We start from the raw sequence: 22,953 nt of genomic DNA on the forward strand, positions 1-22,953 counted from the left end.
GTGGTGAATCCCTCGGCAGTGAGCTGGCTGGACAAGGTCAACTGGGACGCGAACGGCCTTGTGCCGGTGATCGCGCAGGAAGCGTCGACCAACGACGTACTGATGTTCGCGTGGATGAATCGCGAAGCATTGGCAAAGACGGTGGAAACCGGCCGCGCGGTGTATTTTTCGCGTTCGCGCCAGCGCCTGTGGTTCAAGGGCGAAGAGTCCGGCCACGTGCAGCATGTGCACGAAGTGCGCCTCGATTGCGACGAAGACATCGTGCTGCTGAAGGTCGAGCAGGTGTCGGGCATTGCATGCCACACCGGCCGTCACTCGTGCTTTTTCCAGAAATTCGAAGGCTCGGTGGAAGATGGCGACTGGATCGCCGTCGATCCCGTACTGAAAGACCCCGAACACATCTACAAATGACGCAATCCACGCAATCCACCGGCGACACGCTGCTGCGCCTCGCCGCGATCATCGACAGCCGCAAGGGCGGCGACCCGGACCTTTCGTATGTATCGCGCCTGTTCCACAAGGGCGACGACGCGATCCTGAAAAAGATCGGCGAAGAAGCGACCGAAGTCGTGCTGGCCGCGAAAGACACACGCCACGGCGGCGCGCCGCAGGATCTGGTCGGCGAAGTGGCGGACCTGTGGTTCCATTGCCTCGTGATGCTGTCGCACTTCGATCTGAGCCCCGCTGACGTTCTCGCCGAACTCGAGCGTCGCGAAGGCATGTCGGGGATCGAGGAAAAGGCGCTGCGCAAGAGCCGCGAACGCGAACAGAACGGCGACTGATTGCGAGATTGATGCGCCCCGTCTTGAAGCGGCGCAGGCCGGGACCCACATTGCACTGAATACATCCGACGCATCCTCTGGAGGACGCAAGCATGGAACAGTCGCACGACAGTTATCCGCCGCCGGTTTATCGCAACGCCATGGAACCGGAGCGGGAGCGCAGCCTGCGCACGCTCACTCATGTGCTATATGCGCTTTACGCGGTGCACTGGTTGACCGGTGGTCTGACGATACTGATCGCGATCATCATCAATTACGTGAAGCGGTCCGATGTGGTGGGCACGCCTTACGAAGCGCATTTCGAGTGGCAGATCCGCTCGTTCTGGATGGCGCTGCTGGGTTATGCGATCGGCGGCGTGCTGCTGTTCGTCGTGATCGGCATTCCGATTCTGTGGGCCGTCAGCATCTGGATGTTGTACCGTATTATCAAGGGCTGGCTGTATCTGTACGATAACAAGCCGTTCGCGAATCCGCGTGGCTGGTTCTGATCCGAGTCGCTTCGCTCGTTTCACTGTCGCGCGCTTTGTGCCTGTTTTGCATCTGCTTTGAACGTTAGCCATACCGCGTCAGGAATACGATGAGCCACGACCCGAACTGCCTTTTCTGCAAGATCGCCGCCGGCGAGATCCCGTCGACGAAAGTCCACGAAGACGAAGAGTTCGTCGCCTTCCGCGACATTCGTCCGGCGGCCGAAACGCACGTGCTGGTGATTCCGCGCAAGCACATTGCGACGCTGTCCAATTGCACCGAAAGCGATGCGCCGCTGCTTGGTAGAATGCTTGTCCTGGTAGCGCGTCTGGCTGAGCAATTAGGTGTGGCGTTTACCGGCGGCGAAACCGGCTTTCGCACGGTGATCAACACGGGGCCGGGCGGCGGCCAAGAGGTGTATCACGTTCACGCGCATATTCTGGCGGGTCCGCGACCTTGGCAGCGCATGGGTTGATAAGCGGGCCGGTAGCAGATCGGCTCGCGGCGAACATCGCGCAGCCGTTGTATTTACAGCACTGTAATTTCAGCGACGCGATCGGCTCGTCACAATGACATGCCTTCTCGCGGGTTGAATCGGAAGGGCCCGCGGTAACGTATAGATGGAGCGTCCGCGCTTCGCTTCACGCCGCAAGGCGCAAGAGTTTCGCCGCATCACGTTGCGGTATCGGGGTTAAGGAGAGTAGTCATGGGTTCGTTGAGCATTTGGCATTGGCTGATCGTGTTGCTGATCGTGGCGCTCGTGTTCGGCACGAAGAAGCTGCGCAACATCGGCGGCGACCTGGGTGGCGCGGTGAAGGGCTTCAAGGAAGGTATGAAGGAAGCCGAAACGCCGGCAGCCGAAGCGCAACAGCGCGAGCTGCCGCGCAACGGCGCGGTGGATGTGGATGCGAAGGAAAAGGCGCCGCGTTCCGGCGATTACCGCTAAGCCGCGGCTTACCCGCGTTACTGACGGACATTCCACTTCATGCTGGACCTCGGTCTAACCAAGATGGCGCTGATCGGCGTCGTCGCGCTGGTCGTACTCGGGCCTGAGCGCCTGCCACGCGTCGCCCGTACGGCCGGCGCGTTGTTCGGCCGCGCGCAGCGGTATATCAACGACGTCAAAGCCGAAGTGACGCGCGAGATCGAACTCGACGAACTGAAGCGGATGAAAACCGAGTTCGAGTCGGCTGCCAGCAACGTCGAAACTTCGGTTCAGGACAATCTGCGCAAGCATGAAACCGAGCTGAACGACGCGTGGAACAGCGGCACGTCGGTGTCGCCGAGTATTGCGGGCGGCGGCGCGCTCGAAGACGCCGGCAATTCGTCGTGGCAGACCAGCACGCCGGCTTCCGGTCCGAAGCGCAAGAACTGGCGCGTCAAGCAAGCAGCCATGCCCACCTGGTATAAACGTGCCACTGCGCGCCGCACGCGCGTGCAGTCGGGCGCTGCCCGCGTGGCGCGTCATACGCCGGCCACGCTGCGTCGTCCGACGCGGTTCTTCTGATGATCAGAACGACAATCTCTTACCGAGGGCCGGTGTGAGCGACCCCCAGCAAACCCAGGACGAAGGCACTGAAGAGACCTTCATTTCCCACCTCGTTGAATTGCGCGACCGCATCATCCGCGCGGGCCTGGCCGTCATCGTGGTGTTCATCGGACTCGTGTATTGGGCGCCGGACATCTTCCGGCTGCTGGCGCGTCCGTTGATGCAGAACTTGCCGAAGGACGGCAAGATGATCGTCACCGACGTGACCGGCTCGTTCTTCGTGCCGATGAAGGTGACCATGCTGGTCGCCTTTGTGATCGCGTTGCCGATCGTGCTGTACCAGATCTGGGCGTTCGTCGCGCCGGGGCTTTATCAGCATGAGAAGAAGCTGGTCGGGCCGCTGGTCGGCAGCAGTTACACGCTGTTTCTGTGCGGGATGGCGTTTGCGTACTTCGTGGTGTTTCCGACCATCTTCCGCGTGATGGCGCATTACAACGCGCCGCTCGGCGCGGAAATGACCACCGACATCGACAATTATCTGAGCTTCGTGCTCACCATGTTCATCGCGTTTGGCGTGACGTTCGAAGTGCCGATCGTCGTCGTGTTGCTGGTTCGCATGAATGTGTTGACGATCAAGAAGCTGAGGGAGATTCGTCCGTATGTGATCGTCGGTGCATTCGTGATTTCGGCTGTGGTGACGCCGCCGGACGTTTTCTCGCAACTGATTCTGGCGATTCCGCTGATCGTGCTCTATGAGGCGGGGATTATTGCGGCGCGGTTGATTGTCGGCAAGCAGCCGGCGGTGGTGGAGGAGGCGAGTTCGGCGGAGTGATTTAAGGCGCACTCGCATCCAATTGCGCTAGTTCAAAAGAGTCAATGCAAACAAAAAGGGCAGTCCGTGACGGACTGCCCTTTTTTATCTAGCGGGACGGCTGAAGCTAAAGATCAACCCCCATCATCATCCTGCTGATCCCCACCGCTATCGTCCGCCGGTTGCCTGGGCGGCGGCGGCCGCCTGCCGATGGTCACGTCCAGATCGATCTCGCGGCCCTTGCGCACCAGATGCACCTTCGCCGCCGTCCCCGGCTTGATCTGCGCGATCACGTTCAACAGACGCGTGGTGTCGGTGATCTCCTGGCCGTTCACGCTCACCAGAATGTCGCCCGGTTTGATCCCGGCGCGGTCGGCCGGCCCGTTCTTCAGCACACCCGCGACGATCGCCCCCGATTTCTGCTCGAGCCCGAACGATTCGGCGATTTCCGGCGTGACGTCCTGCGGTTCGACGCCGATCCAGCCGCGCGTGACCGTGCCGGTCGTGATGATGCTCTCCAGCACGCTTCTCGCCGTCGACACCGGAATCGCGAAGCCGATGCCGAGCGAGCCGCCCGAACGCGAATAGATCGCGGTGTTGATGCCGAGCAGATTGCCGTTCACGTCGACCAGCGCGCCGCCCGAGTTGCCCGGGTTGATCGCCGCGTCGGTCTGGATGAAGTTTTCAAACGTGTTGATGCCGAGGTGATTGCGCCCGAGCGCGCTGACGATGCCCATCGTCACCGTCTGGCCGACGCCGAACGGATTGCCGATCGCGAGCACCACGTCGCCCACGCGCGTCTGGTCCATGCGGCCGAGCGTGATGGTGGGCAGATTGGTCATGTTGACCTTCAACACCGCGAGATCCGTTTCCGGATCCACACCAATCACCTTCGCGGTGGTGGTGCGACCATCGGCCAGCGCGATTTCGATCTGATCGGCGCCGTCCACGACGTGCTGGTTCGTTAGAATGTAACCTTCCGAACTCACTATCACCCCGGAGCCCAGATTCGAAGCCGGTTGCTCCTGCTGCTTGCGGTTCTTGTCGCCGAAAAAGTAGCGGAACAGCGGATCTTTGGCGCGCGGGTCCGGCGGCAGTGAGCCATCCTTGCTGGAGAACACGTTGACGACCGCAGGCATGGCCTTTTGCGCGGCGTCCGCATAAGACGCTTGTGCGGGCCCGCTGCCGATGCCTGGCGCCACTTCCCGAAGGGCGACGATTGGTTCGGCAAGCTGTTTGCCGAATTGCCCTTGACGCTGGAGCCACTGCGGTTTGAGGGTCGCGATGATGAACATCAGCGCCAACAGCACGGTCACCGCTTGGGCAAAGAACAGCCAAAAGCGTCTAAGCATCTGAAGACTGGAGGTTTATATGGATCGGATCGAACTTGAATTGTACTTGAACAATCTTCTGCAAACCGCGCGCTTCAAGGACTATTGCCCCAATGGATTGCAGGTGGAAGGGCGGCGCCGGATCAATAAGCTCGCGACTGGCGTGACCGCTTCGGCGGCCTTCCTGGAAGCCGCGCTCGACTGGGGCGCGGACGCCGTGCTGGTCCATCACGGCTACTTCTGGCGCAACGAGGCGCCGCAAATCACCGGCCGCAAACATGCGCGTCTGAAGCTGCTGATCGGCAACGATCTGAACCTGTTCGCGTATCACCTGCCGCTCGACGACCATCCCGAGTTCGGCAACAACGCGCAAATCGGCCAGAAGATGGGCTGGATCAGCGATGCGCGCTTCGGCGAGAACGACCTCGGCTGGCTCGCCACCTTCCCGATGCCGATCACGCTCGAGCACTTCACCGCCGAGATCGAACAGACGCTCGGCCGCACGCCGCTCGTGTTCGGCGACCCCGAGCGCGAGTTGCGCCGGGTCGGCTGGTGCACTGGCGCCGCGCAAGGCATGTTCGACGCAGCGATCAACGCCGGCGCGGACGTCTATCTGACCGGCGAGGTGTCGGAGTCGGTGATGCATACGTCGGCGGAGAGCGGCGTTGCGTTTCTCGCGGCCGGCCATCACGCGACGGAGCGCTTCGGCGTGCAGGCGGTGGGCAAGCATCTGTCCGGGCAATTCGATATCGAACACCTGTTTATCGATATCCCTAATCCCGTTTGAATTGCGAATCGGTATTAATGAAGAAAAAGGGATGAATAACGAAGGGAGCACTTAAAAGGAGGTGCGAAAAAGTTTGCGATTCGTACGGAGAAACCCTGACTTATCAAGGGCTTCGCACGGTTTTTGGCAATCGGCCCTTGTAAATGGCGACTCCATTCGCGCAAACTAGCGGCGGTAGAAGCGACGTGAAGGAAAAATCCAACTCAGAAGTGGGGCGTGTAATGCGAGACAAGGAAGATGAACGCGTCGACGGCAGCCGCCGTACCTGGCTGATAGCGACGACCGCAGCGGGTGGCCTGGGAGGCGTGGCCACCGTTATACCCTTTGTTAGTTCGTTTGCACCATCTGAAAAGGCCAAGGCAGCAGGCGCCCCGGTCGAAGTCGATATTAGCGATCTCAAGCCCGGCGACATGAAAACCGTCGCCTGGCGCGGCAAGCCGGTGTGGATCATCAACCGCACCGACAGAATGCTCGCCGATGTCCAGAAAGCCGATAACGAAGTAGCGGATCCCCACACCAAAAATCCTTTTTCGATGCCGTTGCCGGAGTACTGCAACAACGAATTCCGCTCGCGCGCCGACCACAAGAACCTTTTCGTCGCCGTCGCCGTCTGCACCCACCTGGGCTGCACGCCGACGCCGCGCTTCCAGGAGGGCGCGCAGCCCAATCTTCCGGACGACTGGCCCGGCGGCTTCCTGTGCCCTTGCCACGGCTCGACCTACGACATGGCCGGCCGCGTCTTCAAGAACAAACCCGCACCGCAGAATCTGGACGTCCCGCCTTACATGTTCACGTCGGCCACCGGCCTCGTGATCGGCAAGGACGAGAAAGGAGAAGCGTAATGGCGATCGAACACGAAGTGGAGACGACCGGGCTGGTCGGCTGGATCGATCGACGCTTTCCGCTGACCTCGACCTGGAAGAAGCACGTATCCGAGTACTACGCGCCGAAGAACTTCAACTTCTGGTACTTCTTCGGTTCGCTCGCGCTGCTGGTGCTGGTCAATCAGATCGTCACCGGCATTTTCCTCACGATGAACTACAAGCCCGACGCGACGCTTGCGTTCGCGTCGGTCGAGTACATCATGCGCGAGGTGCCGTGGGGCTGGCTGATCCGCTATATGCATTCCACGGGTGCGTCGATGTTTTTCGTCGTCGTGTATCTGCATATGTTTCGCGGGCTGCTGTACGGCTCGTATCGCAAGCCGCGCGAACTGGTGTGGATCTTCGGCTGCGCGATTTTCCTGTGCCTGATGGCCGAAGCGTTCTTCGGCTATCTGCTGCCGTGGGGCCAGATGTCGTTCTGGGGCGCGCAGGTGATCGTGAACCTGTTCTCGGCGATTCCGTTCATCGGGCCGGATCTGTCGTTGTGGATTCGCGGCGATTACGTCGTGTCGGATGTCACGCTGAACCGCTTTTTCGCGTTTCACGTCATCGCGATTCCGCTCGTGCTGGTGGGCCTCGTGGTCGCTCACCTGGTGGCGCTGCACGAGGTCGGGTCGAACAATCCGGACGGCATCGAAATCAAGGCGAAGAAGGGCCCGGACGGTATTCCGCTCGACGGCATCCCGTTCCATCCGTACTACTCAGTGCACGATTTCATGGGCGTGACGGTGTTTCTGCTGATCTTCGCGGCGATCATTTTCTTCGCGCCGGAGATGGGCGGCTATTTCCTCGAAGCGAACAACTTCGTGCCGGCCAATCCGTTGCAGACGCCGCCGGAAATCGCGCCGGTCTGGTACTTCACGGCGTTCTACGCGATGCTGCGCGCCACCACCGATCCCTTCAAGATCGTGCTGATGGTGATCATCGGGCTGCTCGGGCTCGTCGCGCTGGTGCGCGCGCGCGGCAAGTGGAAGATCGGCTTGCCGGTGCTCGCGGTGCTGGTGATTCTCGCGATGGCCTTCACCGAGTCGAAGTTCTGGGGCGTGGTCGTGATGGGCGGCGCGGTGATTTCGCTGTTCTTCCTGCCGTGGCTCGACCGGTCGCCGGTGAAGTCGATCCGCTACCGGCCGTTTTTTCACAAGGTGTTCTACGGGATCTTCGTGCTCGCTTTCCTGACGTTGGGCTTCCTCGGCACCAAACCGCCGTCGCCGGTCTCGACGTTGATCGCACAGGTGTGCGCGCTGATCTATTTCGCGTTTTTCCTCGGCATGCCGGTCTGGACGCGGCTTGGCACGTTCAGGCAGCCGCCTGAACGGGTGCGGTTCAAGCCTCACTAATCGCGAGCCAGGAGAACACGACAATGAAAAAACTGCTTTCGACGTGCGCGCTGATCGGCGCGACACTGCTTGCGCTCGCGGCCGGTCCGGTGCGAGCGCAAGAGAACGTGCATCTCGACCGCGCGCCCGATAACGCGGAGAATTTCGCTTCTTTGCAGCACGGCGCGCAATTGTTTGTAAACTACTGCCTGAATTGCCACAGCGCGAACCTGATGCGCTACAACCGGCTGACCGACCTCGGCATTACGCCGAACGAGATTCAGGCGAATCTGCTGTTCACCACGGACAAAGTCGGCAACACCATGACCGTGGCGATGCGCCCGGACGACGCGAAAGCGTGGTTCGGCGCGAGTCCGCCGGATTTGTCGGTGGAAGCGCGGGCGCGCGGCAAGGACTGGCTGTACACGTATCTGCGCAGCTTCTATCGCGACGATACGCGGCCTACCGGCTGGAACAATCTGGTGTATGAAAACGTGAGCATGCCTCATGTGCTGTGGCAGCTTCAGGGGCAACGCACCGCGAAGTTCGGAGAGGAAGTCGACGAAAAATCAGGCGAAACGGTGCATAAATTTGTCGGCTACCAGCAGCTGACGCCAGGGACGATGTCGCCAGTAGATTATGATTCTGCTGTGGCCGACCTGGTGTCGTACCTGTCATGGATGTCCGAACCGACGCAGAAAACCCGCAAACAGCTTGGCGTGTGGGTGCTGCTGTTCCTCGGCGTCCTGAGCTTTTTCGCCTGGCGATTGAACGCCGCGTACTGGAAACATATCAAATAATCACGCTGTCACCGGCGTGGGGCCGGCGCCAGGAAAAACCTGCGGTACGGTTTTTCCGCGCGCTGGCCTTTCAGCTTTTTGAGGAAACGTAAACATGATGGTTCTGTATTCCGGCACAACTTGCCCGTTCTCCCAGCGCTGCCGGCTGGTGTTGTTCGAAAAGGGCATGGACTTCGAGATCCGCGACGTCGACCTGTTTAACAAGCCGGAAGACATCGCCGTGATGAATCCGTACGGTCAGGTGCCGATTCTGGTCGAACGGGACCTGATTCTGTACGAATCGAACATCATCAACGAATATATCGACGAGCGCTTCCCGCACCCGCAACTGATGCCGGCCGATCCGGTTCAGCGCGCGCGCGCCCGCCTGTTCCTGCTGAACTTCGAAAAGGAACTGTTCGTCCACGTCGGCACCCTGGAAAACGAAAAGGGCAAGGCCGCCGAGAAGAACCACGAAAAGGCACGCCTCGCGATCCGCGATCGTCTGACGCAGCTCGCGCCGATCTTCCTGAAGAACAAGTACATGCTCGGCGAAGAGTTTTCGATGCTCGACGTCGCGATCGCGCCGCTCTTGTGGCGTCTGGATCACTACGGCATCGAGCTGTCGAAGAACGCCGCACCGCTGATGAAGTACGCCGAGCGCATTTTCAGCCGCCCGGCTTATATCGAAGCGCTGACGCCTTCGGAAAAGGTGATGCGTCGTTGAGTTTGGCTTTAGGGTGAGGGCGGCGCGCCGGCACTGTTTCGAGCGGCCGTCCGCATCCGGCAAGAGGACTGTTGATGCAAGAGATTTCCACCAAGCCCTATCTGCTGCGCGCGCTCTACGAGTGGTGCACCGATAACGGCTATACGCCGCACATCGCGGTCCGGGTCGACAATCAGACGCGGGTGCCGCGTCAGTTCGTGCGCGATAACGAGATCGTGTTGAACATCAGCTTCGAGGCGACCAGCCAGTTGCAGATGGGCAACGAGTGGATCGAGTTCAGCGCGCGTTTCTCCGGCAAGTCGCACAAGATCGAAGTGCCGATCGCCAATATTCTCGCGATTTACGCGCGGGAAAACGGCCAGGGGATGGCGTTCCCGGTCGAATCGGCGGGCGGTGAGGCGCTTGATTCGGGTGCGGACGCGGAACCCGCTGACGAGACCGAACCGCCGGCTGCACCGCGCGCGGTTGAATCGTCGCCGGCAGTGGATGCCGCAGCGGCAAAAGCGGACAACCCGTCCGACGGGCCGCCGCCCGACGACGACGGCTCGAAAGGCGGCGGAAGGGCTCGCCTTAAGATAGTGAAATGAAGTAGAATCACGGCCTCATGCCGGCTTAGCTCATCAGGTAGAGCGCTTGACTTGTAATCATGAGGTGGCGGGTTCGAGTCCTGCAGCCGGCACCAGTTTGCTTCACCGTCGTACCCGGAAACCCCGTCAGCGCAAGGCTCGGCGGGGTTTTCTTTTTGCGGTGTTGCGTCAGGATCGACCTGATTACGCCCTGACCCCCAACCGTTTCCCCAGCTTCTCCAGCATCTGATTCCACCCCACGCCCAAGCCCTTAGCTGAATGATCGGCCGGCACGCGTTCGTGCGTCAGCACGAGTTCGCATTGCCGCTCACCGCGTTCGAATAGCTCGATGGTCACGAGCGTTTCCTGCCGATCCATTCTCGACGACACCCACGTGAACGCCAGTTTCGACGGTCGTTCGAGTACGCGGTACTCACCGCTGTGCACATAGTCGGCTCCTGCCGATTTCATAAAGATGTGAAACCGTCCGCCGACGTGCGGCTCCAGCATCACGTCGCAATGCTTGACGGTGCCAGGCAGCATCCATTCGCGCATGCCGTCCGGATCGAGCCACGCGTCGAACACCTCGTCGCACGACGCCGCGAGCAGCTTGCTCACGCGCACTGTCTGACCGCTCACGGATTGCCCCGTGTGCGTCTGTTGCCCAGATGTTTTTCGAGCGCGTCGATCCGGCCGCTCCAGAATTCAGCGTAGTAATCGAGCCAGGTAGATGCTTCCGCCAGGCGGGCAGCGTCGAGTTCGCACGCATGTTCGCGGCCGCGGATCTCGCGCCGGATCAATCCGGCTTTCTCCAGCGTTTTGATATGTTTCGACACCGCGTTGAGGCTAACGCCGTAAGGCTCGGCCAGCGCGGAGACGGTCAGACTGCCGCCGCGCAGCCGTTCGAGAATCGAACGGCGGGTGGGGTCGGCTAGCGCGCCGAACACGGCGTCCAGCCGCTCTGCGGAAGGATCGGATTGGGTCATATCGAGCGTGCTCATTGACGGACAACATTCAACCATAAGGTTGACAATCAACCATGTGGTTGAGTAATATCATCCCACCTTTTCGGGAGAAACGCGATGAGAACACTACTGCATATCGACTCGAGTCCCATGGGCGAGGCCTCGATTTCACGGCGGCTCACCCATGAGTTCGCGCGCAGCTGGCTGGATGAGCGCGCGGATGGCGAAGTGCTTTACCGTGATCTTGCCTGCACGGCGATTCCGGTGATCGATGCGACATGGACCGCCGCCAATTTCACGCCGACGGAGAGGAGGACCCCGCAGCAGCGCGACGTCCTTGCGTTGTCGACTGCATTGACGACCGAATTGCGGCGTGCGGACGAATATGTGATCGGCGTGCCGATGCACAATTGGGGGCCGTCGTCGAGTTTCAAGCTGTGGGTGGATCACATCGTGCGACAAGGCGAGACGGTGGAGGCGACGGCTTTGGGCCCGCGCGGCATGTTGGGCGGCAAGCGCGCAACGTTTGTGATCGCGGCAGGGGCGAGTTATCCGACAGGGTCCGGGAGCGCGACATTGAATTTTGTCGAGCCGTGGTTGCGGAAGCTGTTTGGATATCTGGGCGTGGAGGATCTGAGTTTTGTGACCGCCGATCGGGCAGTGGGCGTACTCAACGGCACGGTCGAACGAGGGGTATTCCTCGCGCCTCATGTCGAGGCGGTGCGGCAGGCCGCCAACGGCCCTTCTTCGGTGTGAGGTGAGGCGCCGAAACGGTCCATTTTCACCGGATCTCTTTCACCTTGTCGATTGTGGACTTTTAAGTCCAAGTCGAGCATAAAAACCAGCGTAAAAGCACGGCACAGCGGACCTTCAACCGCACTCACCCTCGAATACCGCACCGCGAACCACAACGACAGAGGTACTATTCGGGCGTCAGTCGGCACCGCAATCAGCCTCCGGCGGGCAATGCCCCCACGACGCGGCGATTCACCGCGTCCCTTCCGCAACACAGACCCCACCTCATCATGACCAGCTCCGCAACCATCACCTGGCCCGAAGCCGACGGCCCCCGTACCGCACGTTGGCGCTCCGAAGCCGCGGTGCCCCCGCCGAAGCGCGTCGTCGTCGCGGATGACCGCACGACCGCCGATTCCGCCTATCGTCTGGCTTGTGAAGGCACCGCGTTGCTGTGGAACGGCGACTTCCAGAACGCTCGACAACTGTTGCAGGCGGTCACACGCCGCCTCGAGCGCAAACCGCGCAAGCAGGGCGAGACGCCGATCGACGCGTTCAACCTGCATCGTCAGGCGCAGTCGCAACGCGCCCGCACGCTCGGCATGATCCTGATTCCGCTCGATGCCGCATACGGCATTCCACTGCGCCGCGCGCCCGAAGTGCAGCAGGCGTGCATCGAAACCTATGGGCCGTCCGCCGACGAACCGTCGGTCGTGTCGCTGCGCGAACTGCTCGGTCTGATCGGCGCGCATGAGTGGCGCAAGAAAGGCGTCGAGATTCCGGCGCTCGGCGATCGCATCCATCCGCATTACGGCGTGTTCTCGCCTGTGCGCGGCGAGTATGTGGATCTGGTCGCGCGCACGCCGCTGCCTTCGTTAAACAAAGCGTTCGACATCGGCACGGGCACCGGCGTGTTGGCCGCGCTGCTGGCCAAACGCGGCGTGAAGAAAATCGTCGCGACCGACCAGGACCCGCGAGCGCTCGCATGCGCGCGCGAGAACATCGCGCGTCTCGGCTACGAACCGCAGATCGAACTCGTGCAAGCGGATCTGTTCCCGGAAGGCCGCGCGCCGCTGGTCGTGTGCAATCCGCCGTGGGTGCCGGCGCGGCCCGCATCGGCAATCGAATACGCGATCTACGATCCGGAAAGCCGTATGTTGCTGGGCTTTTTGAACGGCCTGGCCGAACATCTGTCGCCGGGCGGCGAAGGGTGGCTGATCATGTCGGACTTCGCCGAACATCTCGGTTTGCGCACGCGCGAGTGGCTGCTGGAGGCAATCAAACAAGCAGGGTTGACGGTGGTGGCGCGCGAGGACATTCGTCCGCGCCATCCGAAGTCGACGGACGAAACCGACGCGTTGCACACCGCCCGGATCGCGGAATTGACGTCGCTGTGGCGTCTCAAGCCGGCTTAAAAGTCCTTGGCGCTCTGCTCGTTCGACGACGCAATCACGTCTGAGCAGGAGCGCAGAACGAGCGTGTCAGCCCGCTGCCGCAGCGCGCGTCTGCAGATACCTGAAAGCGCCACGTCCTGCCGCGAGGCCGCTCGCGAAGCAGGCGGTGAGCAGATAGCCGCCTGTCGGCGCTTCCCAATCGAGCATCTCGCCCGCGCAGAACACGCCGGGTAAATGCTCGATCATCAGGTGCTGATCGAGCGCTTCGAACGCAATGCCGCCGGCCGTGCTGATCGCTTCGGCGATCGGACGGGCGCGGGTGAGGCGCACGGGCAGCGCTTTGATCGCGTGGGCGAGCGCGTTTGCATCGGCGAACGCTTCCTTCGACAGAATCTCGTGCAACAACGCGAGTTTTACGCCACCAACTCCGATTCGGCCGTGCAGATGACTCGCCATCGAGCGTGAGCCGCGCGGCCGTGTCACTTCCGCGATCACCCGCTCCAAACTCAAGCCTGGCGTCAGATCCAGCGCGATGGTCAGATCGCCGTCGGCCAGAATTCGCTCCCGGATCGCCGCCGACAATGCATAAATCAGGCTGCCTTCAAGACCGGTTTCGGTCAGAAGTATTTCACCTTGTCTATTGTGGACTTTTTCGTCTATATCGGTGAGCGTGATGGCGACCGGCTTGACCGGCTGGCCTGCGAAACGCTCGCGCAGATAGGGGCTCCAGTCTGCGTCGAAGCCGCAGTTCGCAGGGCGCAGCGGCGCCACGGAAACGTCGCGGCCAGTCATCAGCGGCAACCAGGCGGCATCCGAACCGAGCCGCGGCCAGCTTGCGCCGCCTAAAGCGAACACGACTGCGTCGCAGGTCACCGTTTTCGCACCGTCGGGCGTGTCGAAACACAACGCATGGCCTTGGCCTGAGCCGTTATTGGCGTCGTCGGTCCAACCCGTCCACTTGTGCCGCATGTGAAAGCCCACGCCGGCTTCCCTCAACCGATGCAACCACGCACGCAGCATCGGCGCGGCCTTCATGTCGGTCGGAAAAACGCGGCCTGAACTGCCGACGAAGGTTTCGACGCCGAGTGCGTGCAACCACGCCCGCAACGCGTCCGGCCCAAATGCGTCGAGCAGCGGCGCGATCTGCGGACGGCGCGCGCCGTAGCGGTCGAGAAACGGCTCGAGCGGCTCCGAATGCGTGATGTTCATGCCGCCTTTGCCCGCCATCAGGAATTTGCGTCCGACCGACGGCATCGCGTCGTAGACGTCGACCTGCACGCGCTGGCCGGCCAGCGCCTCGGCGGCCATCAGACCGGCGGGGCCGCCACCAATGACAGCGACGCGAGCGGATTCCAGGGAGATTGACATGCGGTCCTGCGAGTGAGGGAGAGGCGGCGCGTCCGCCGAAGCCGGGACAGACGGGCGGGCGGCGCGAAGGCCGCTATTTTCACACTGGCGGGAGCGCAGGGCAAACGCGTGGCAGCGTGGCAATGCGGCTGGGCTGCATCAGGAGAGATACGACGGTGCGCTAGGTGCGCTATGTCCGCCGCGATGGCATATGACACTGTGCCAACCAGGGCGCCGCGAACGCAAAAACTTCACTCATGCAAAAGAGCAATTCGCTGGCCGGCGCAGGCAGTTTGACCCACCCTCACCGGTCCCGGCACGGTTCGCAGAGGGAGTCCCGTCAACCGGGATAAGCCTCGTCGACCTTCAGGCCTGCCAGCTTGAAAATCACCCGCAAGGTTTGCGGTTTGATGTCGCGGCGCGACGCAAGCGTCGTCATCACGAAGTCGAGCACTTTCGCGTACTTGAGCATCGTCAGGCAGGTTTCCATATCGACGCTGCCGTCGCGCATCACTTCGGCGAGGCGCAGCATTTCGGTGGAGATGTCGCGCGCCATCTCCAGTTCGAGTTGCTGCTTTTCCGTCCACGCGGGGGTGGCCGTGAGCTTTGCCAGCATTTCCTGAAACTTCTGTTCGACGTTTCCGTTGGGTATCGTATCCATTGCCGCCTCTTTCTATTTTCCTGGCGCGCGTCCGCTTGAGGTCTCGGCGCGCTGCTGGTTACGTAACGTTGGGCCTGTGTTCCGGGCCCGTCCTCCCCACATACATCCGGTTCGCGTGATCGACGTCACGGCCGCCAGCCTGTTGTTATGTGTCGCCGGCCTACGCCATCGGGCGGTCCGGCACGCAAGCTGCTGCTACCGCTGTCCTCGACACGTCCCCGCAACGCTTTTTGAGCAGGAAGTGTTCCAGGTTTGCGGTGTTTCAGGCGCCTTGCGCGCAGCTCCCCAGGTGAGCGGGCTGCGGTTTGGGTAAACTGGCAGCAACTTTCCTCTTTTTCCGTCACCTGTCGCACGTTCGCGCTGCGATTGATGGCGGTTTACACGATGTCCAGCAAAACCCACGAAATCCGTCCGAACCAATCCGTCGAGTTATTAAAAGAGCTCCACATCCTCACGCGCGACGGCAAGATGAATCAGGACAGCCGCCGCAAGCTCAAGCAGGTCTATCACCTGTTCCAGTTCATCGAGCCGCTGCTCAAAGAGCTCAAGGACAAGCAGGGCGACGTGACGCTGATCGATCACGGCGCGGGCAAGTCATATCTAGGTTTTATCCTGTATGACCTTTTCTTCAAGGCGTTTCAGGACGCCGCTGGTGGGGCGTCGCACATTTACGGCATTGAAACGCGCGAAGACCTCGTGACGAAGTCCGAAGAACTCGCCACGCGACTGGGTTTTACGGGGATGTCGTTTCTGAATTTGTCGGTGGCGGAGTCGATTACGTCCGAGCGGTTGCCGGCGGAGATCGATATCGTGACGGCGCTGCACGCGTGCAATACCGCAACCGACGACGCGATTCGCTTCGCTTTGGAAAAGCGCGCGAAATACATCGTGGTGGTGCCGTGTTGTCAGGCTGAAGTCGCGGGGGTTTTACGCCAGAACAAGAGTAAGTCGCTGGGTAATGCGTTGACCGAAATCTGGCGGCATCCGCTGCATACCCGCGAATTCGGCAGTCAGATCACCAATGTGCTGCGGTGTCTGCAACTGGAAGCGCATGGCTATCAGGTGAGCGTGACCGAACTGGTCGGATGGGAGCATTCGATGAAGAATGAACTGATCATCGCTCAGTACAAGGACTTGCCGCGTCGCCGGCCGGCTGAGCGGCTCAATGAGGTGATGGAGACGCTCGGCATCGAGGAATTGAAAGAGCGGTTTTTCGTGGCGGCGTGATTGGGCGTGCGGGGGCGGTTTGGCATTCGGCTTCTGGCCGGCCGCCGCCGCCGCCGAGCCCCTTACTTCTTCATCAGTTCATTCCAGCCTTTCAGGCCGATCCGGCGCAATGTCGCCTGATTGCGCCCATAAATATCTTCCGCGTCCGGAAAAGCTTCAACCGCGCGCTCAATACTGTCTTCGCGCAGTAAATGAAAAATCGGATAAGGCGCGCGATTCGTATAGTTCTCGATATCGTCCGGTTCGCTGTCTTCGAATTGATATTGCGGATGAAAACTGGCGATCTGAATGACGCCTTCCACGCGAAGCTGCTTGATAAGCCGGTCGGCGAAAAACAGGCAATCGTTATAGTCGAGAAAATCGCCGAGTGCCCGCGGAATAATGAGCAGCGTCGTGTCCACCTGATCGGAATCGGTCGCGACCAGCGCCTGGATCTCGGTTTCGAGATCGGCTAACACCGCTTCCATGTTCGTTGCGTCGCTGACCGCGTAGCGGATCTGATTCTTCACGTGCACCGCTTTCGCAAACGGACACAGGTTGAGCCCGATCACCGCTTGCGTCAGCCAATGACGGGTGGCGGCGATGACGGACTCATGGGATTCGGCGGGCGAAGACGACATGGCAAGCGGCAATCAGGCGGCAATGAAAGAAAGCGCCATTCTACCGGCGTGGGCGAAGGCCAAGCCGCGTGCGGCTTGGCGAAACCTCACACGGCAGCCGCTTTGCTGCACGCCGCGGCGATCAACTGCGCAGCCAGCTTCGGTGCGGCGAGAATCGGCCCGCAACCGGGGCCGTAGGTCTGGCTGGCTGCGTACACGCCTTCGATCAGCAAGCCCAGCCCGTTGGCCAGCGCTTCTGGATCATCAGCGCCGGCCGCGGTGCTCAATTCGAGCAGCCGGGCCAACAGCCGCTCCTTGTTGCGGAACACGAACTGACGCGTCGGATGCGCCGCGTCGGGAAACTCCACTGAAACGTTCACGAACGGACAGCCGCGGTAGTCGTCGACGGACGCACGCACGGCCAGGTCGTCGAAATACTGCTGGAGCTGCCTCGCCGGCTCGCCCGGATGTTTTGCGAAGCTTCGTTCGACGTAGCCGAAAAACTGCTCGTCCTTGCGCACGAGATAGGCCATCACCAATTCGTCTTTCGATGAGAACTGCCGGTACAGGCTCATCTTGTTCACGCCCGCGCGCTCCACCACCGCATCCACGCCGACGGCCCGCACACCTTCGCGATAGAACAGCTCCGCCGCCGCGTGCAGCAGATGTTGCTGCGCCTGCGCGCCCGCCGTGGGCGTACCGCGCGCGCGCCGCGCCACGGCGGGCTTGAGAGTTTCGCTATCGGACATGGATTCCACCTGATTTGATTTGATGCCTTGACATGTTACTGATCGGTAACTAACATCGCAACACCTATTGTGACTGATCTGTCACAAATCCCTTACCGAAATCGTAACAGTGCGAACGGCGCGGTCTACGGGGCACGCGTCGACTGGAGAACCAATGAACTGGGCAGCGAGACTGATTGGCGGGCGTTTCCACTACGGCTGGTTGACGGTCGCGGTGGTGTTTCTGGTGTTGCTCGCAGCGGCCGGCACGCGCGCCACGCCGAGCGTGATGATGCTGCCTCTCGAGCATCAGTTCGGCTGGAGCCGCGCGACGATCTCGCTCGCGATCTCCGTGAACATCGCGCTCTACGGGCTGATGGGGCCGTTCGCGGCCGCGGCGATGCAGCGCTTCGGCGTGCGTCCCACGCTGCTCGCGGCGCTGGGCACGATGGCGGCGGGCGTCGCGCTGTCGTCGCTGATGACGCACCCGTGGCAGATGGTGCTGATCTGGGGCGTGATGGTCGGCGGTTCGACCGGGGTGGCGGCGCTGTCGTTGTCGGCCACGGTGGTTACGCGCTGGTTCACGCAGCGTCGCGGACTCGTGATGGGCATTCTCACCGCGAGTTCGGCGACCGGCCAGCTCGTGTTCCTGCCGATGCTCGCGGCCATCGCGCAGCACGACGGCTGGCGCCAGGTGGTGTGGGTCGTCGCGATCGCGGCGGCGATCGTGATTCCGCTGGTCGCGTTCCTGCTGCCGGAACGTCCGTCCGACATGAATCTGCGCCCTTACGGCGAACCCGCCGACGCCCCGGCCGCTGCCGCTGTCACGAAGCAGAATCCGCTCGCGATTGCTTTTGGCACGCTCGCGATGGCGAGCAGGACGCGCGATTTCTGGCTGCTGTTTTTTAGCTTCTTCATTTGCGGCGCGAGCACGAACGGCTACGTCGGCACGCACCTGATCGCGATGTGCGGCGACTACGGGATGACCGAAGTGCAGGGCGCGTCGCTGCTCGCCGCGATGGGCATCTTCGATCTGTTCGGCACGACGCTGTCGGGCTGGTTGTCGGACCGTTTCAATAGCCGCGTGCTGCTGTTCTGGTACTACGGCCTGCGCGGTTTGTCGCTGATGTACCTGCCGCACGCGTTCGGCATCGACTTTTTCGGCCTCCCGCTGTTCGCGGTGTTCTACGGCCTCGACTGGATCGCGACCGTGCCGCCGACCGTGCGTCTCGCGACCGACGTCTACGGCAAGGAATCCGCACCGGTCGTGTTCGGCTGGGTGGTCGCCGGTCACCAGCTCGGTGCGGCGTTCGCGGCGCTCGGCGCGGGCATGCTGCGCGCGAGCCTCGGCACGTACACGGTGGCGTCGATGATTTCGGGCGGTTTGTGCCTCGTCGCCGCCGTGATCGTGCTGCGGATCAATCGTCCGGCGAAGGTGCCGGAGCCGCAGGCGATCTGAAATTGCCGAGGCGGCTGCGTTGAAATGCGCGAGCGGCTTGCATTCGCCAGCACGAATCCGCGCGCCGGCGCCTTCGCGAGACGCCGCCTCGCCGCCGCCAAGAAAACTAACTGCGCACTCGAGGACGCACGCGCGCCTCAGCCCGGTTATCCTATGTGGCCCCGGGCGACTGCCCGTCGATCATGAATTTCGACCAAGAGAAGCGCATGGCCAACAAACCCGCCCCTACCGAAGTTGCCATTCACGAACTGATTGCAGGCCGCTGGAGCCCGCGCGCGTATTCGAGCGAGCCGGTAAGCCGCGAACACCTGCATTCGGTGCTCGAAGCGGCGCGCTGGGCGCCGTCCTCGTATAACGCGCAGCCGTGGCGTTTCGTCGTGTTCGACCGTAGCGTCGATGAAGTGTCGTTCAAACAGGCTTTTGCGACGCTGGTGCCGTTCAACCAGGGTTGGACCGCGCCGGCGCCGGTGCTGATCGCCGTCACCACGCTCACGCGCACCAGCAAGGGCGAAGTGAACCGCTGCGCGCAGTACGATGCGGGCGCGGCAGCGTTGTCGCTCGTGCTGCAGGCACATGCACTTGGCCTCGCCGCGCATCAGATGAGCGGTTTCGATCCGGCCGCGTTCCGCAGCACCTTCAAGTTGCCGGACGACGTCGAGCCGATCGCGTTCATCGCACTCGGCCATTACGGCGACGTCGACAAGCTCGATCCGGTGCTGCGTGAGCGGGAAAAATCGGTGCGTCAGCGTTTGCCGCTGGCGGACATCGCTTACGGCGGCGGCTGGAAAAAGGCGTTCTGACGCTAACGGACCAAACGGCCTGCGAGCCGACAGAAAAGAAACACAACGCGCGGCGCTCACCGCGCGTTTTTTATTGCGCGCCGTCCGCGACACTGGACAGCGGCGCGGCCACGTTCTCGAGCGACTTGCGTTCCGCGTCCACGCCCCAGATCGCCGCGATGATCGCGGCGGCCAGCATTAGCGCCGAGCCGACCAGGTAGCCGGTGAACACTTCGCTGCGTTGATGCGTGTCGATCAGCCGCCCGAAGAACGCCGGTCCGACGATGCCGCCGAGCGCCGTGCCGAACGCGTAGAACACCGCGATCGCGAGCGCGCGGATTTCGAGAGGAAACGACTCGCTGACGGTCAGATAAGCCGAACTCGCCGCCGCCGACGCGAAGAAGAAAATCACCATCCACGCGATCGTCTGCGTGACGACGGTGAGTAGCTGCTGCTCGAACAGGTAGCCGCTCAGCGTCAGCAGGATCGCGGACATCCCGTAGGTCGCGGCGATCATCTTGCGCCGCCCGATCACGTCGAACAGACGGCCGAGCAGCAGCGGACCGAGGAAATTGCCGAGCGCGAAAGGCAGCAGGTACCAGCCGATGTGATCGCCCGGCACTTGATAGAAATCGGTGAGCACCAGCGCGTAGGTGAAAAAGATCGCGTTGTAGAAGAACGCCTGCGCGGTCATCAGCGAGAGGCCCACGGCCGCGCGTCGCCGGTGCACGTTGAACAGCGTGTGGAACACTTCGCGCAGCGGCGTGTGTCCGCGGGCGCGCAGGCGCAGGGTCGACAGATGTTCGTCGGTGAGCGGATGGCCTTCGTCGCGAAAACGCGTCTCGATGCCTTCGACGATCGCGCGCGCGTCGGGCTCGTCGCCGTGCGTGAGCAGCCAGCGCGGGCTTTCGGGGACCCAGATGCGCATCGGCAGAATGGCCAGCGCAAGCACCGCGCCGATGAAGAAGCACGCGCGCCAGCCCCAGTCGGGCGGCAGCAGATGCGGGTCGAGCAGAATCAGCGAGCCCGCCGCGCCCAGTCCCGCGCCGACCCAGAAGGTGCCGTTGATGCCGAGATCGGTCCAGCCGCGCACGCGGGCCGGCGTGAATTCCTGGATCGTCGAATTGATCGCCGTATATTCGCCGCCGATGCCCGCGCCCGTCAAAAAACGAAACAGCAGGAAGCTCGCAAGATTCCACGACAACGCGGTCGCGGCGGTGGCGACCAGGTAGAGCGCCAGCGTGATGAAAAACAGTTTGCGGCGGCCGAGCCGGTCGGTGAGCCAGCCGAAGCCGAGCGCGCCGAGCACCGCGCCGGCAATGTACGCGCTGCCCGCGAGCCCGACGTCGGCATTGGTCAAGTGAAGCGATGGGCTGGACTTCAACGCGCTCGCGACGGCGCCGGCCAGCGTCACTTCGAGCCCGTCGAGCAGCCACGTGATGCCGAGCGCGAGCACGATCAACGAATGAAAGCGCCCCCACGGCAAGCGGTCGAGCCTGGATGGCAGATCCGTTTCGAGAATGGCGGCGTTTTTTTCGGGGACGGTGGCGGTTGGCGGCGCGCTCATTGCTGCAAGTCTCCTGTTTCCCGTAAATTGGCGGCTTATCCTGTCCAATCGAGCAATTTTCGTTCCGTCGGGGCTGACCTGGGCCGAAGTCAGGCCTGGGTCGTGGTCGCTCCGAAAGCGTTAGTTGATGCTGATTGGGCTTTCGTGTTACAAAGCCGCTCCCCTTTCTGTCCGCGCCAGCCGTGAGCGGCGATTCCTGCCATGAACTATTGCGCGATTGATTTCGGTACTTCCAACTCGGCTGTGGCCGTTCCTGACGGCGCTGCGCTGAAGCTTGCGCCGGTCGAAGGCGCGTACACGACGCTGCCGACCTCGGTCTTTTTCAACACCGACGAAGACACCCGCGAATTTGGGCGGGCGGCGCTGGCCGCCTATATCGACGGTTTCGACGGCCGTCTGATGCGCTCGATGAAAAGTATTCTCGGCTCGCCGCTCGCCGAGAATTCGACGGACCTCGGCGACGGCTCGGCGATCAAGTACACCGAGATCATCGCGATTTTCGTCGACCATCTGAAGCGGTCGGCGGAAGCGGCCGCTGGGGGCCCGATCAGCCGCGCGGTGCTGGGTCGCCCGGTGTTCTTCGTCGACGACGATCCGCGCGCCGACCGGATCGCGCAGCAACAGCTCGAAGCGGCGGCGCGCTCGGTCGGTCTGCGGGAAATTCACTTTCAGTATGAGCCGATCGCGGCCGCGTTCGACTACGAATCGCATTTGACGGAAGAAGGGCTCGTGCTGGTCGCCGACATCGGCGGCGGTACGTCGGACTTTTCGCTGGTGCGAGTGGGGCCGCAGCGGATGAAGCGCGTCGAGCGCAAGGACGACGTGCTGGCTCACCACGGCGTGCATGTCGCGGGGACGGACTTCGACCGTCGCGTGGAGCTGGTGACGATCCTGCGCGAACTCGGCTACCAGACGCTCGATCCCGAAGGCCGCGAGATCCCCAACCGGATTTATTTCGATCTGGCGACGTGGCACCTGATCAATACCGTCTACGCGCCCAAGCGTGTCAGCGAACTGTCGCTGATGCGGCACCTGTTCACGGAGATCAAGCATCACGACCGGCTGATGCGCGTTGTAGACCGCCGTCTCGGTCACGCGCTGGCGGCGCACGCGGAAGAGGCGAAAATCGGCGTGGCGGCGGGCGGTGAGACGGTGATCGATCTGGACGAAGTGGAAGACGACCTGCGCCTCGCGTTCGACGAAGCTCAACTCATCAAGGCCGGCCACGACGAAACGCTGCGCATCGTGCAGGCGGCGCGCGATACGGTGCAGACGGCGGGCGTCGCGCCGCGCGACGTCGGCGCGATTTACTTTACGGGCGGTTCGACGGGTTTGGCGTTTCTATCCGGCGCACTCGCCGCGGCATTTCCGGATGCGAAACCGGTATTCGGCGATCGACTCGCGAGTGTCGCGACAGGGCTCGGTATTCACGCACGACGTCTGTTCGGATAACCTGATTTATCAATCGCATAATGCGTAGATAATCAACCGATAAGCCGTCGATCAGAATACGACGGATATAAAAAACCCCGCCGAGGCGGGGTTTTTTTGC

Annotated in this window: 27 protein-coding genes and 1 tRNA gene; 20 read left to right on the forward strand and 8 right to left on the reverse strand. The window is 62.0% G+C overall.

The features are described 5' to 3' along the window. The 7 genes from hisI (at position 1) to tatC (ending at position 3,571) form a co-directional block, all read left to right on the forward strand. Complete coding sequence (hisI, locus tag PQQ51_RS17810) at positions 1 to 411, forward strand: phosphoribosyl-AMP cyclohydrolase (RefSeq protein ID WP_408498095.1); 411 nt, start codon at positions 1 to 3, stop codon at positions 409 to 411. Further along, entirely contained in the window at positions 408 to 782 is a 375-nt protein-coding gene (locus PQQ51_RS17815; RefSeq protein WP_408498096.1) for a phosphoribosyl-ATP diphosphatase, read from the forward strand. Before hisI ends, PQQ51_RS17815 begins: the two co-directional genes overlap by 4 nt. Positions 783 to 874: 92 nt before the next feature. Continuing rightward, the gene (locus PQQ51_RS17820) at positions 875 to 1,270 is read left to right on the forward strand and encodes a DUF4870 family protein (protein WP_408498097.1); all 396 of its coding nucleotides are present in this window, start codon (positions 875 to 877) and stop codon (positions 1,268 to 1,270) included. Between the two features lie 89 nt (positions 1,271 to 1,359). Further along, complete coding sequence (locus PQQ51_RS17825; RefSeq protein ID WP_408498098.1) at positions 1,360 to 1,725, forward strand: histidine triad nucleotide-binding protein; 366 nt, start codon at positions 1,360 to 1,362, stop codon at positions 1,723 to 1,725. A 231-nt stretch (positions 1,726 to 1,956) separates the two neighbouring features. Further along, positions 1,957 to 2,196 (forward strand): Sec-independent protein translocase subunit TatA, encoded by a 240-nt coding sequence (gene tatA, locus PQQ51_RS17830; protein ID WP_408498099.1) that lies wholly within the window; start codon positions 1,957 to 1,959, stop codon positions 2,194 to 2,196. 39 nt (positions 2,197 to 2,235) lie between these two features. Then, positions 2,236 to 2,757 carry a Sec-independent protein translocase protein TatB gene (gene tatB / locus PQQ51_RS17835; RefSeq protein ID WP_408498100.1) on the forward strand — a complete coding sequence of 174 codons (522 nt, stop codon included), beginning with the start codon at positions 2,236 to 2,238 and terminating at the stop codon, positions 2,755 to 2,757. Between the two features lie 34 nt (positions 2,758 to 2,791). Beyond that, the gene (gene tatC / locus PQQ51_RS17840; protein WP_408498101.1) at positions 2,792 to 3,571 is read left to right on the forward strand and encodes a twin-arginine translocase subunit TatC; all 780 of its coding nucleotides are present in this window, start codon (positions 2,792 to 2,794) and stop codon (positions 3,569 to 3,571) included. Between the two features lie 113 nt (positions 3,572 to 3,684). Here tatC and PQQ51_RS17845 read toward each other — a convergent pair whose 3' ends face one another. Further along, positions 3,685 to 4,902 (reverse strand): Do family serine endopeptidase, encoded by a 1,218-nt coding sequence (locus tag PQQ51_RS17845; protein WP_408498102.1) that lies wholly within the window; start codon positions 4,900 to 4,902, stop codon positions 3,685 to 3,687. A 19-nt stretch (positions 4,903 to 4,921) separates the two neighbouring features. Here PQQ51_RS17845 and PQQ51_RS17850 point away from each other — a divergent pair, with 19 nt between their 5' ends. From PQQ51_RS17850 to PQQ51_RS17880, 7 genes are all read left to right on the forward strand, one after another. Next, complete coding sequence (locus PQQ51_RS17850) at positions 4,922 to 5,668, forward strand: Nif3-like dinuclear metal center hexameric protein (protein ID WP_408498103.1); 747 nt, start codon at positions 4,922 to 4,924, stop codon at positions 5,666 to 5,668. A gap of 221 nt (positions 5,669 to 5,889) precedes the next feature. Further along, entirely contained in the window at positions 5,890 to 6,510 is a 621-nt protein-coding gene (petA, locus tag PQQ51_RS17855; protein ID WP_408498104.1) for a ubiquinol-cytochrome c reductase iron-sulfur subunit, read from the forward strand. Further along, positions 6,510 to 7,889: a cytochrome b gene (locus PQQ51_RS17860; protein WP_408498105.1), complete on the forward strand. Its 1,380-nt coding sequence runs from the start codon at positions 6,510 to 6,512 to the stop codon at positions 7,887 to 7,889. The genes petA and PQQ51_RS17860 overlap by 1 nt, the downstream gene beginning before the upstream one ends. A 23-nt stretch (positions 7,890 to 7,912) precedes the next feature. Beyond that, positions 7,913 to 8,668 (forward strand): cytochrome c1, encoded by a 756-nt coding sequence (locus tag PQQ51_RS17865; RefSeq protein WP_408498106.1) that lies wholly within the window; start codon positions 7,913 to 7,915, stop codon positions 8,666 to 8,668. Positions 8,669 to 8,762: 94 nt separating this feature from the next. Next, positions 8,763 to 9,374 carry a glutathione S-transferase N-terminal domain-containing protein gene (locus tag PQQ51_RS17870; protein ID WP_006052302.1) on the forward strand — a complete coding sequence of 204 codons (612 nt, stop codon included), beginning with the start codon at positions 8,763 to 8,765 and terminating at the stop codon, positions 9,372 to 9,374. A 74-nt stretch (positions 9,375 to 9,448) separates the two neighbouring features. Continuing rightward, complete coding sequence (locus PQQ51_RS17875) at positions 9,449 to 9,961, forward strand: ClpXP protease specificity-enhancing factor (RefSeq protein WP_408498107.1); 513 nt, start codon at positions 9,449 to 9,451, stop codon at positions 9,959 to 9,961. Between the two features lie 19 nt (positions 9,962 to 9,980). Beyond that, positions 9,981 to 10,056 (forward strand) — tRNA-Thr (locus PQQ51_RS17880). An 88-nt stretch (positions 10,057 to 10,144) separates the two neighbouring features. Here the strand turns inward: PQQ51_RS17880 and PQQ51_RS17885 are convergent. Then, positions 10,145 to 10,579 (reverse strand): SRPBCC family protein, encoded by a 435-nt coding sequence (locus PQQ51_RS17885; RefSeq protein WP_408498108.1) that lies wholly within the window; start codon positions 10,577 to 10,579, stop codon positions 10,145 to 10,147. Further along, entirely contained in the window at positions 10,576 to 10,926 is a 351-nt protein-coding gene (locus PQQ51_RS17890; protein WP_408498109.1) for an ArsR/SmtB family transcription factor, read from the reverse strand. Before PQQ51_RS17890 ends, PQQ51_RS17885 begins: the two co-directional genes overlap by 4 nt. Positions 10,927 to 11,022: 96 nt before the next feature. On the opposite strand from PQQ51_RS17890, the gene PQQ51_RS17895 reads away from it, so the two are divergent. Together PQQ51_RS17895 and PQQ51_RS17900 are read left to right on the forward strand one after the other, a co-directional pair. Next, positions 11,023 to 11,661, forward strand: coding sequence for an FMN-dependent NADH-azoreductase (locus tag PQQ51_RS17895; protein ID WP_408498111.1), 639 nt, complete (start codon positions 11,023 to 11,025; stop codon positions 11,659 to 11,661). A 269-nt stretch (positions 11,662 to 11,930) separates the two neighbouring features. Beyond that, the gene (locus PQQ51_RS17900; protein ID WP_408498112.1) at positions 11,931 to 13,055 is read left to right on the forward strand and encodes a methyltransferase; all 1,125 of its coding nucleotides are present in this window, start codon (positions 11,931 to 11,933) and stop codon (positions 13,053 to 13,055) included. A 66-nt stretch (positions 13,056 to 13,121) separates the two neighbouring features. Here PQQ51_RS17900 and PQQ51_RS17905 read toward each other — a convergent pair whose 3' ends face one another. Next, positions 13,122 to 14,402: a TIGR03862 family flavoprotein gene (locus PQQ51_RS17905; RefSeq protein ID WP_408498113.1), complete on the reverse strand. Its 1,281-nt coding sequence runs from the start codon at positions 14,400 to 14,402 to the stop codon at positions 13,122 to 13,124. Positions 14,403 to 14,721: 319 nt separating this feature from the next. Then, the gene (locus PQQ51_RS17910; protein ID WP_408498114.1) at positions 14,722 to 15,042 is read right to left on the reverse strand and encodes a type II toxin-antitoxin system HicA family toxin; all 321 of its coding nucleotides are present in this window, start codon (positions 15,040 to 15,042) and stop codon (positions 14,722 to 14,724) included. A gap of 384 nt (positions 15,043 to 15,426) precedes the next feature. On the opposite strand from PQQ51_RS17910, the gene PQQ51_RS17915 reads away from it, so the two are divergent. Then, positions 15,427 to 16,269, forward strand: coding sequence for a class I SAM-dependent methyltransferase (locus PQQ51_RS17915; protein WP_408498115.1), 843 nt, complete (start codon positions 15,427 to 15,429; stop codon positions 16,267 to 16,269). Positions 16,270 to 16,331: 62 nt separating this feature from the next. Here the strand turns inward: PQQ51_RS17915 and PQQ51_RS17920 are convergent, their stop codons facing one another. Further along, positions 16,332 to 16,889, reverse strand: a complete 558-nt coding sequence (locus PQQ51_RS17920; protein WP_408498116.1) for a DUF1415 domain-containing protein — start codon at positions 16,887 to 16,889, stop codon at positions 16,332 to 16,334. Between the two features lie 86 nt (positions 16,890 to 16,975). After that, complete coding sequence (locus PQQ51_RS17925) at positions 16,976 to 17,617, reverse strand: TetR/AcrR family transcriptional regulator (RefSeq protein WP_408498117.1); 642 nt, start codon at positions 17,615 to 17,617, stop codon at positions 16,976 to 16,978. 154 nt (positions 17,618 to 17,771) lie between these two features. Between PQQ51_RS17925 and PQQ51_RS17930 the strand changes: the two genes are divergently transcribed. Together PQQ51_RS17930 and PQQ51_RS17935 are read left to right on the forward strand one after the other, a co-directional pair. Then, positions 17,772 to 19,055 carry an MFS transporter gene (locus tag PQQ51_RS17930; RefSeq protein WP_408498118.1) on the forward strand — a complete coding sequence of 428 codons (1,284 nt, stop codon included), beginning with the start codon at positions 17,772 to 17,774 and terminating at the stop codon, positions 19,053 to 19,055. 206 nt (positions 19,056 to 19,261) lie between these two features. Continuing rightward, entirely contained in the window at positions 19,262 to 19,855 is a 594-nt protein-coding gene (locus tag PQQ51_RS17935) for a nitroreductase family protein (RefSeq protein ID WP_408498119.1), read from the forward strand. Between the two features lie 70 nt (positions 19,856 to 19,925). Here PQQ51_RS17935 and PQQ51_RS17940 read toward each other — a convergent pair whose 3' ends face one another. After that, positions 19,926 to 21,401: an MFS transporter gene (locus tag PQQ51_RS17940; protein ID WP_408498120.1), complete on the reverse strand. Its 1,476-nt coding sequence runs from the start codon at positions 21,399 to 21,401 to the stop codon at positions 19,926 to 19,928. 201 nt (positions 21,402 to 21,602) lie between these two features. On the opposite strand from PQQ51_RS17940, the gene PQQ51_RS17945 reads away from it, so the two are divergent. After that, complete coding sequence (locus PQQ51_RS17945) at positions 21,603 to 22,853, forward strand: Hsp70 family protein (RefSeq protein ID WP_408498121.1); 1,251 nt, start codon at positions 21,603 to 21,605, stop codon at positions 22,851 to 22,853. Positions 22,854 to 22,953: the final 100 nt, after the last annotated feature.

The sequence above is a fragment of the Paraburkholderia xenovorans genome, from assembly GCF_046030735.1.
GTDB classification, from domain to species: domain Bacteria; phylum Pseudomonadota; class Gammaproteobacteria; order Burkholderiales; family Burkholderiaceae; genus Paraburkholderia; species Paraburkholderia xenovorans_A.

Coding starts and splice junctions, on each gene's coding strand:
- PQQ51_RS17895 (WP_408498111.1), top strand. CDS start 11,023: ATGAGAACACTACTGCATATCGACTCGAGTCCCATGGGCGAGGCCTCG.
- PQQ51_RS17940 (WP_408498120.1), bottom strand. CDS start 21,401: ATGAGCGCGCCGCCAACCGCCACCGTCCCCGAAAAAAACGCCGCCATT.
- PQQ51_RS17915 (WP_408498115.1), top strand. CDS start 15,427: ATGTCCAGCAAAACCCACGAAATCCGTCCGAACCAATCCGTCGAGTTA.
- PQQ51_RS17890 (WP_408498109.1), bottom strand. CDS start 10,926: ATGACCCAATCCGATCCTTCCGCAGAGCGGCTGGACGCCGTGTTCGGC.
- petA (WP_408498104.1), top strand. CDS start 5,890: ATGCGAGACAAGGAAGATGAACGCGTCGACGGCAGCCGCCGTACCTGG.
- PQQ51_RS17815 (WP_408498096.1), top strand. CDS start 408: ATGACGCAATCCACGCAATCCACCGGCGACACGCTGCTGCGCCTCGCC.
- PQQ51_RS17845 (WP_408498102.1), bottom strand. CDS start 4,902: ATGCTTAGACGCTTTTGGCTGTTCTTTGCCCAAGCGGTGACCGTGCTG.
- tatA (WP_408498099.1), top strand. CDS start 1,957: ATGGGTTCGTTGAGCATTTGGCATTGGCTGATCGTGTTGCTGATCGTG.
- PQQ51_RS17825 (WP_408498098.1), top strand. CDS start 1,360: ATGAGCCACGACCCGAACTGCCTTTTCTGCAAGATCGCCGCCGGCGAG.
- PQQ51_RS17820 (WP_408498097.1), top strand. CDS start 875: ATGGAACAGTCGCACGACAGTTATCCGCCGCCGGTTTATCGCAACGCC.
- PQQ51_RS17900 (WP_408498112.1), top strand. CDS start 11,931: ATGACCAGCTCCGCAACCATCACCTGGCCCGAAGCCGACGGCCCCCGT.
- PQQ51_RS17850 (WP_408498103.1), top strand. CDS start 4,922: ATGGATCGGATCGAACTTGAATTGTACTTGAACAATCTTCTGCAAACC.
- tatB (WP_408498100.1), top strand. CDS start 2,236: ATGCTGGACCTCGGTCTAACCAAGATGGCGCTGATCGGCGTCGTCGCG.
- PQQ51_RS17945 (WP_408498121.1), top strand. CDS start 21,603: ATGAACTATTGCGCGATTGATTTCGGTACTTCCAACTCGGCTGTGGCC.
- PQQ51_RS17935 (WP_408498119.1), top strand. CDS start 19,262: ATGGCCAACAAACCCGCCCCTACCGAAGTTGCCATTCACGAACTGATT.
- PQQ51_RS17860 (WP_408498105.1), top strand. CDS start 6,510: ATGGCGATCGAACACGAAGTGGAGACGACCGGGCTGGTCGGCTGGATC.
- PQQ51_RS17865 (WP_408498106.1), top strand. CDS start 7,913: ATGAAAAAACTGCTTTCGACGTGCGCGCTGATCGGCGCGACACTGCTT.
- PQQ51_RS17925 (WP_408498117.1), bottom strand. CDS start 17,617: ATGTCCGATAGCGAAACTCTCAAGCCCGCCGTGGCGCGGCGCGCGCGC.
- PQQ51_RS17905 (WP_408498113.1), bottom strand. CDS start 14,402: ATGTCAATCTCCCTGGAATCCGCTCGCGTCGCTGTCATTGGTGGCGGC.
- PQQ51_RS17870 (WP_006052302.1), top strand. CDS start 8,763: ATGATGGTTCTGTATTCCGGCACAACTTGCCCGTTCTCCCAGCGCTGC.
- PQQ51_RS17930 (WP_408498118.1), top strand. CDS start 17,772: ATGAACTGGGCAGCGAGACTGATTGGCGGGCGTTTCCACTACGGCTGG.
- PQQ51_RS17875 (WP_408498107.1), top strand. CDS start 9,449: ATGCAAGAGATTTCCACCAAGCCCTATCTGCTGCGCGCGCTCTACGAG.
- PQQ51_RS17910 (WP_408498114.1), bottom strand. CDS start 15,042: ATGGATACGATACCCAACGGAAACGTCGAACAGAAGTTTCAGGAAATG.
- PQQ51_RS17920 (WP_408498116.1), bottom strand. CDS start 16,889: ATGTCGTCTTCGCCCGCCGAATCCCATGAGTCCGTCATCGCCGCCACC.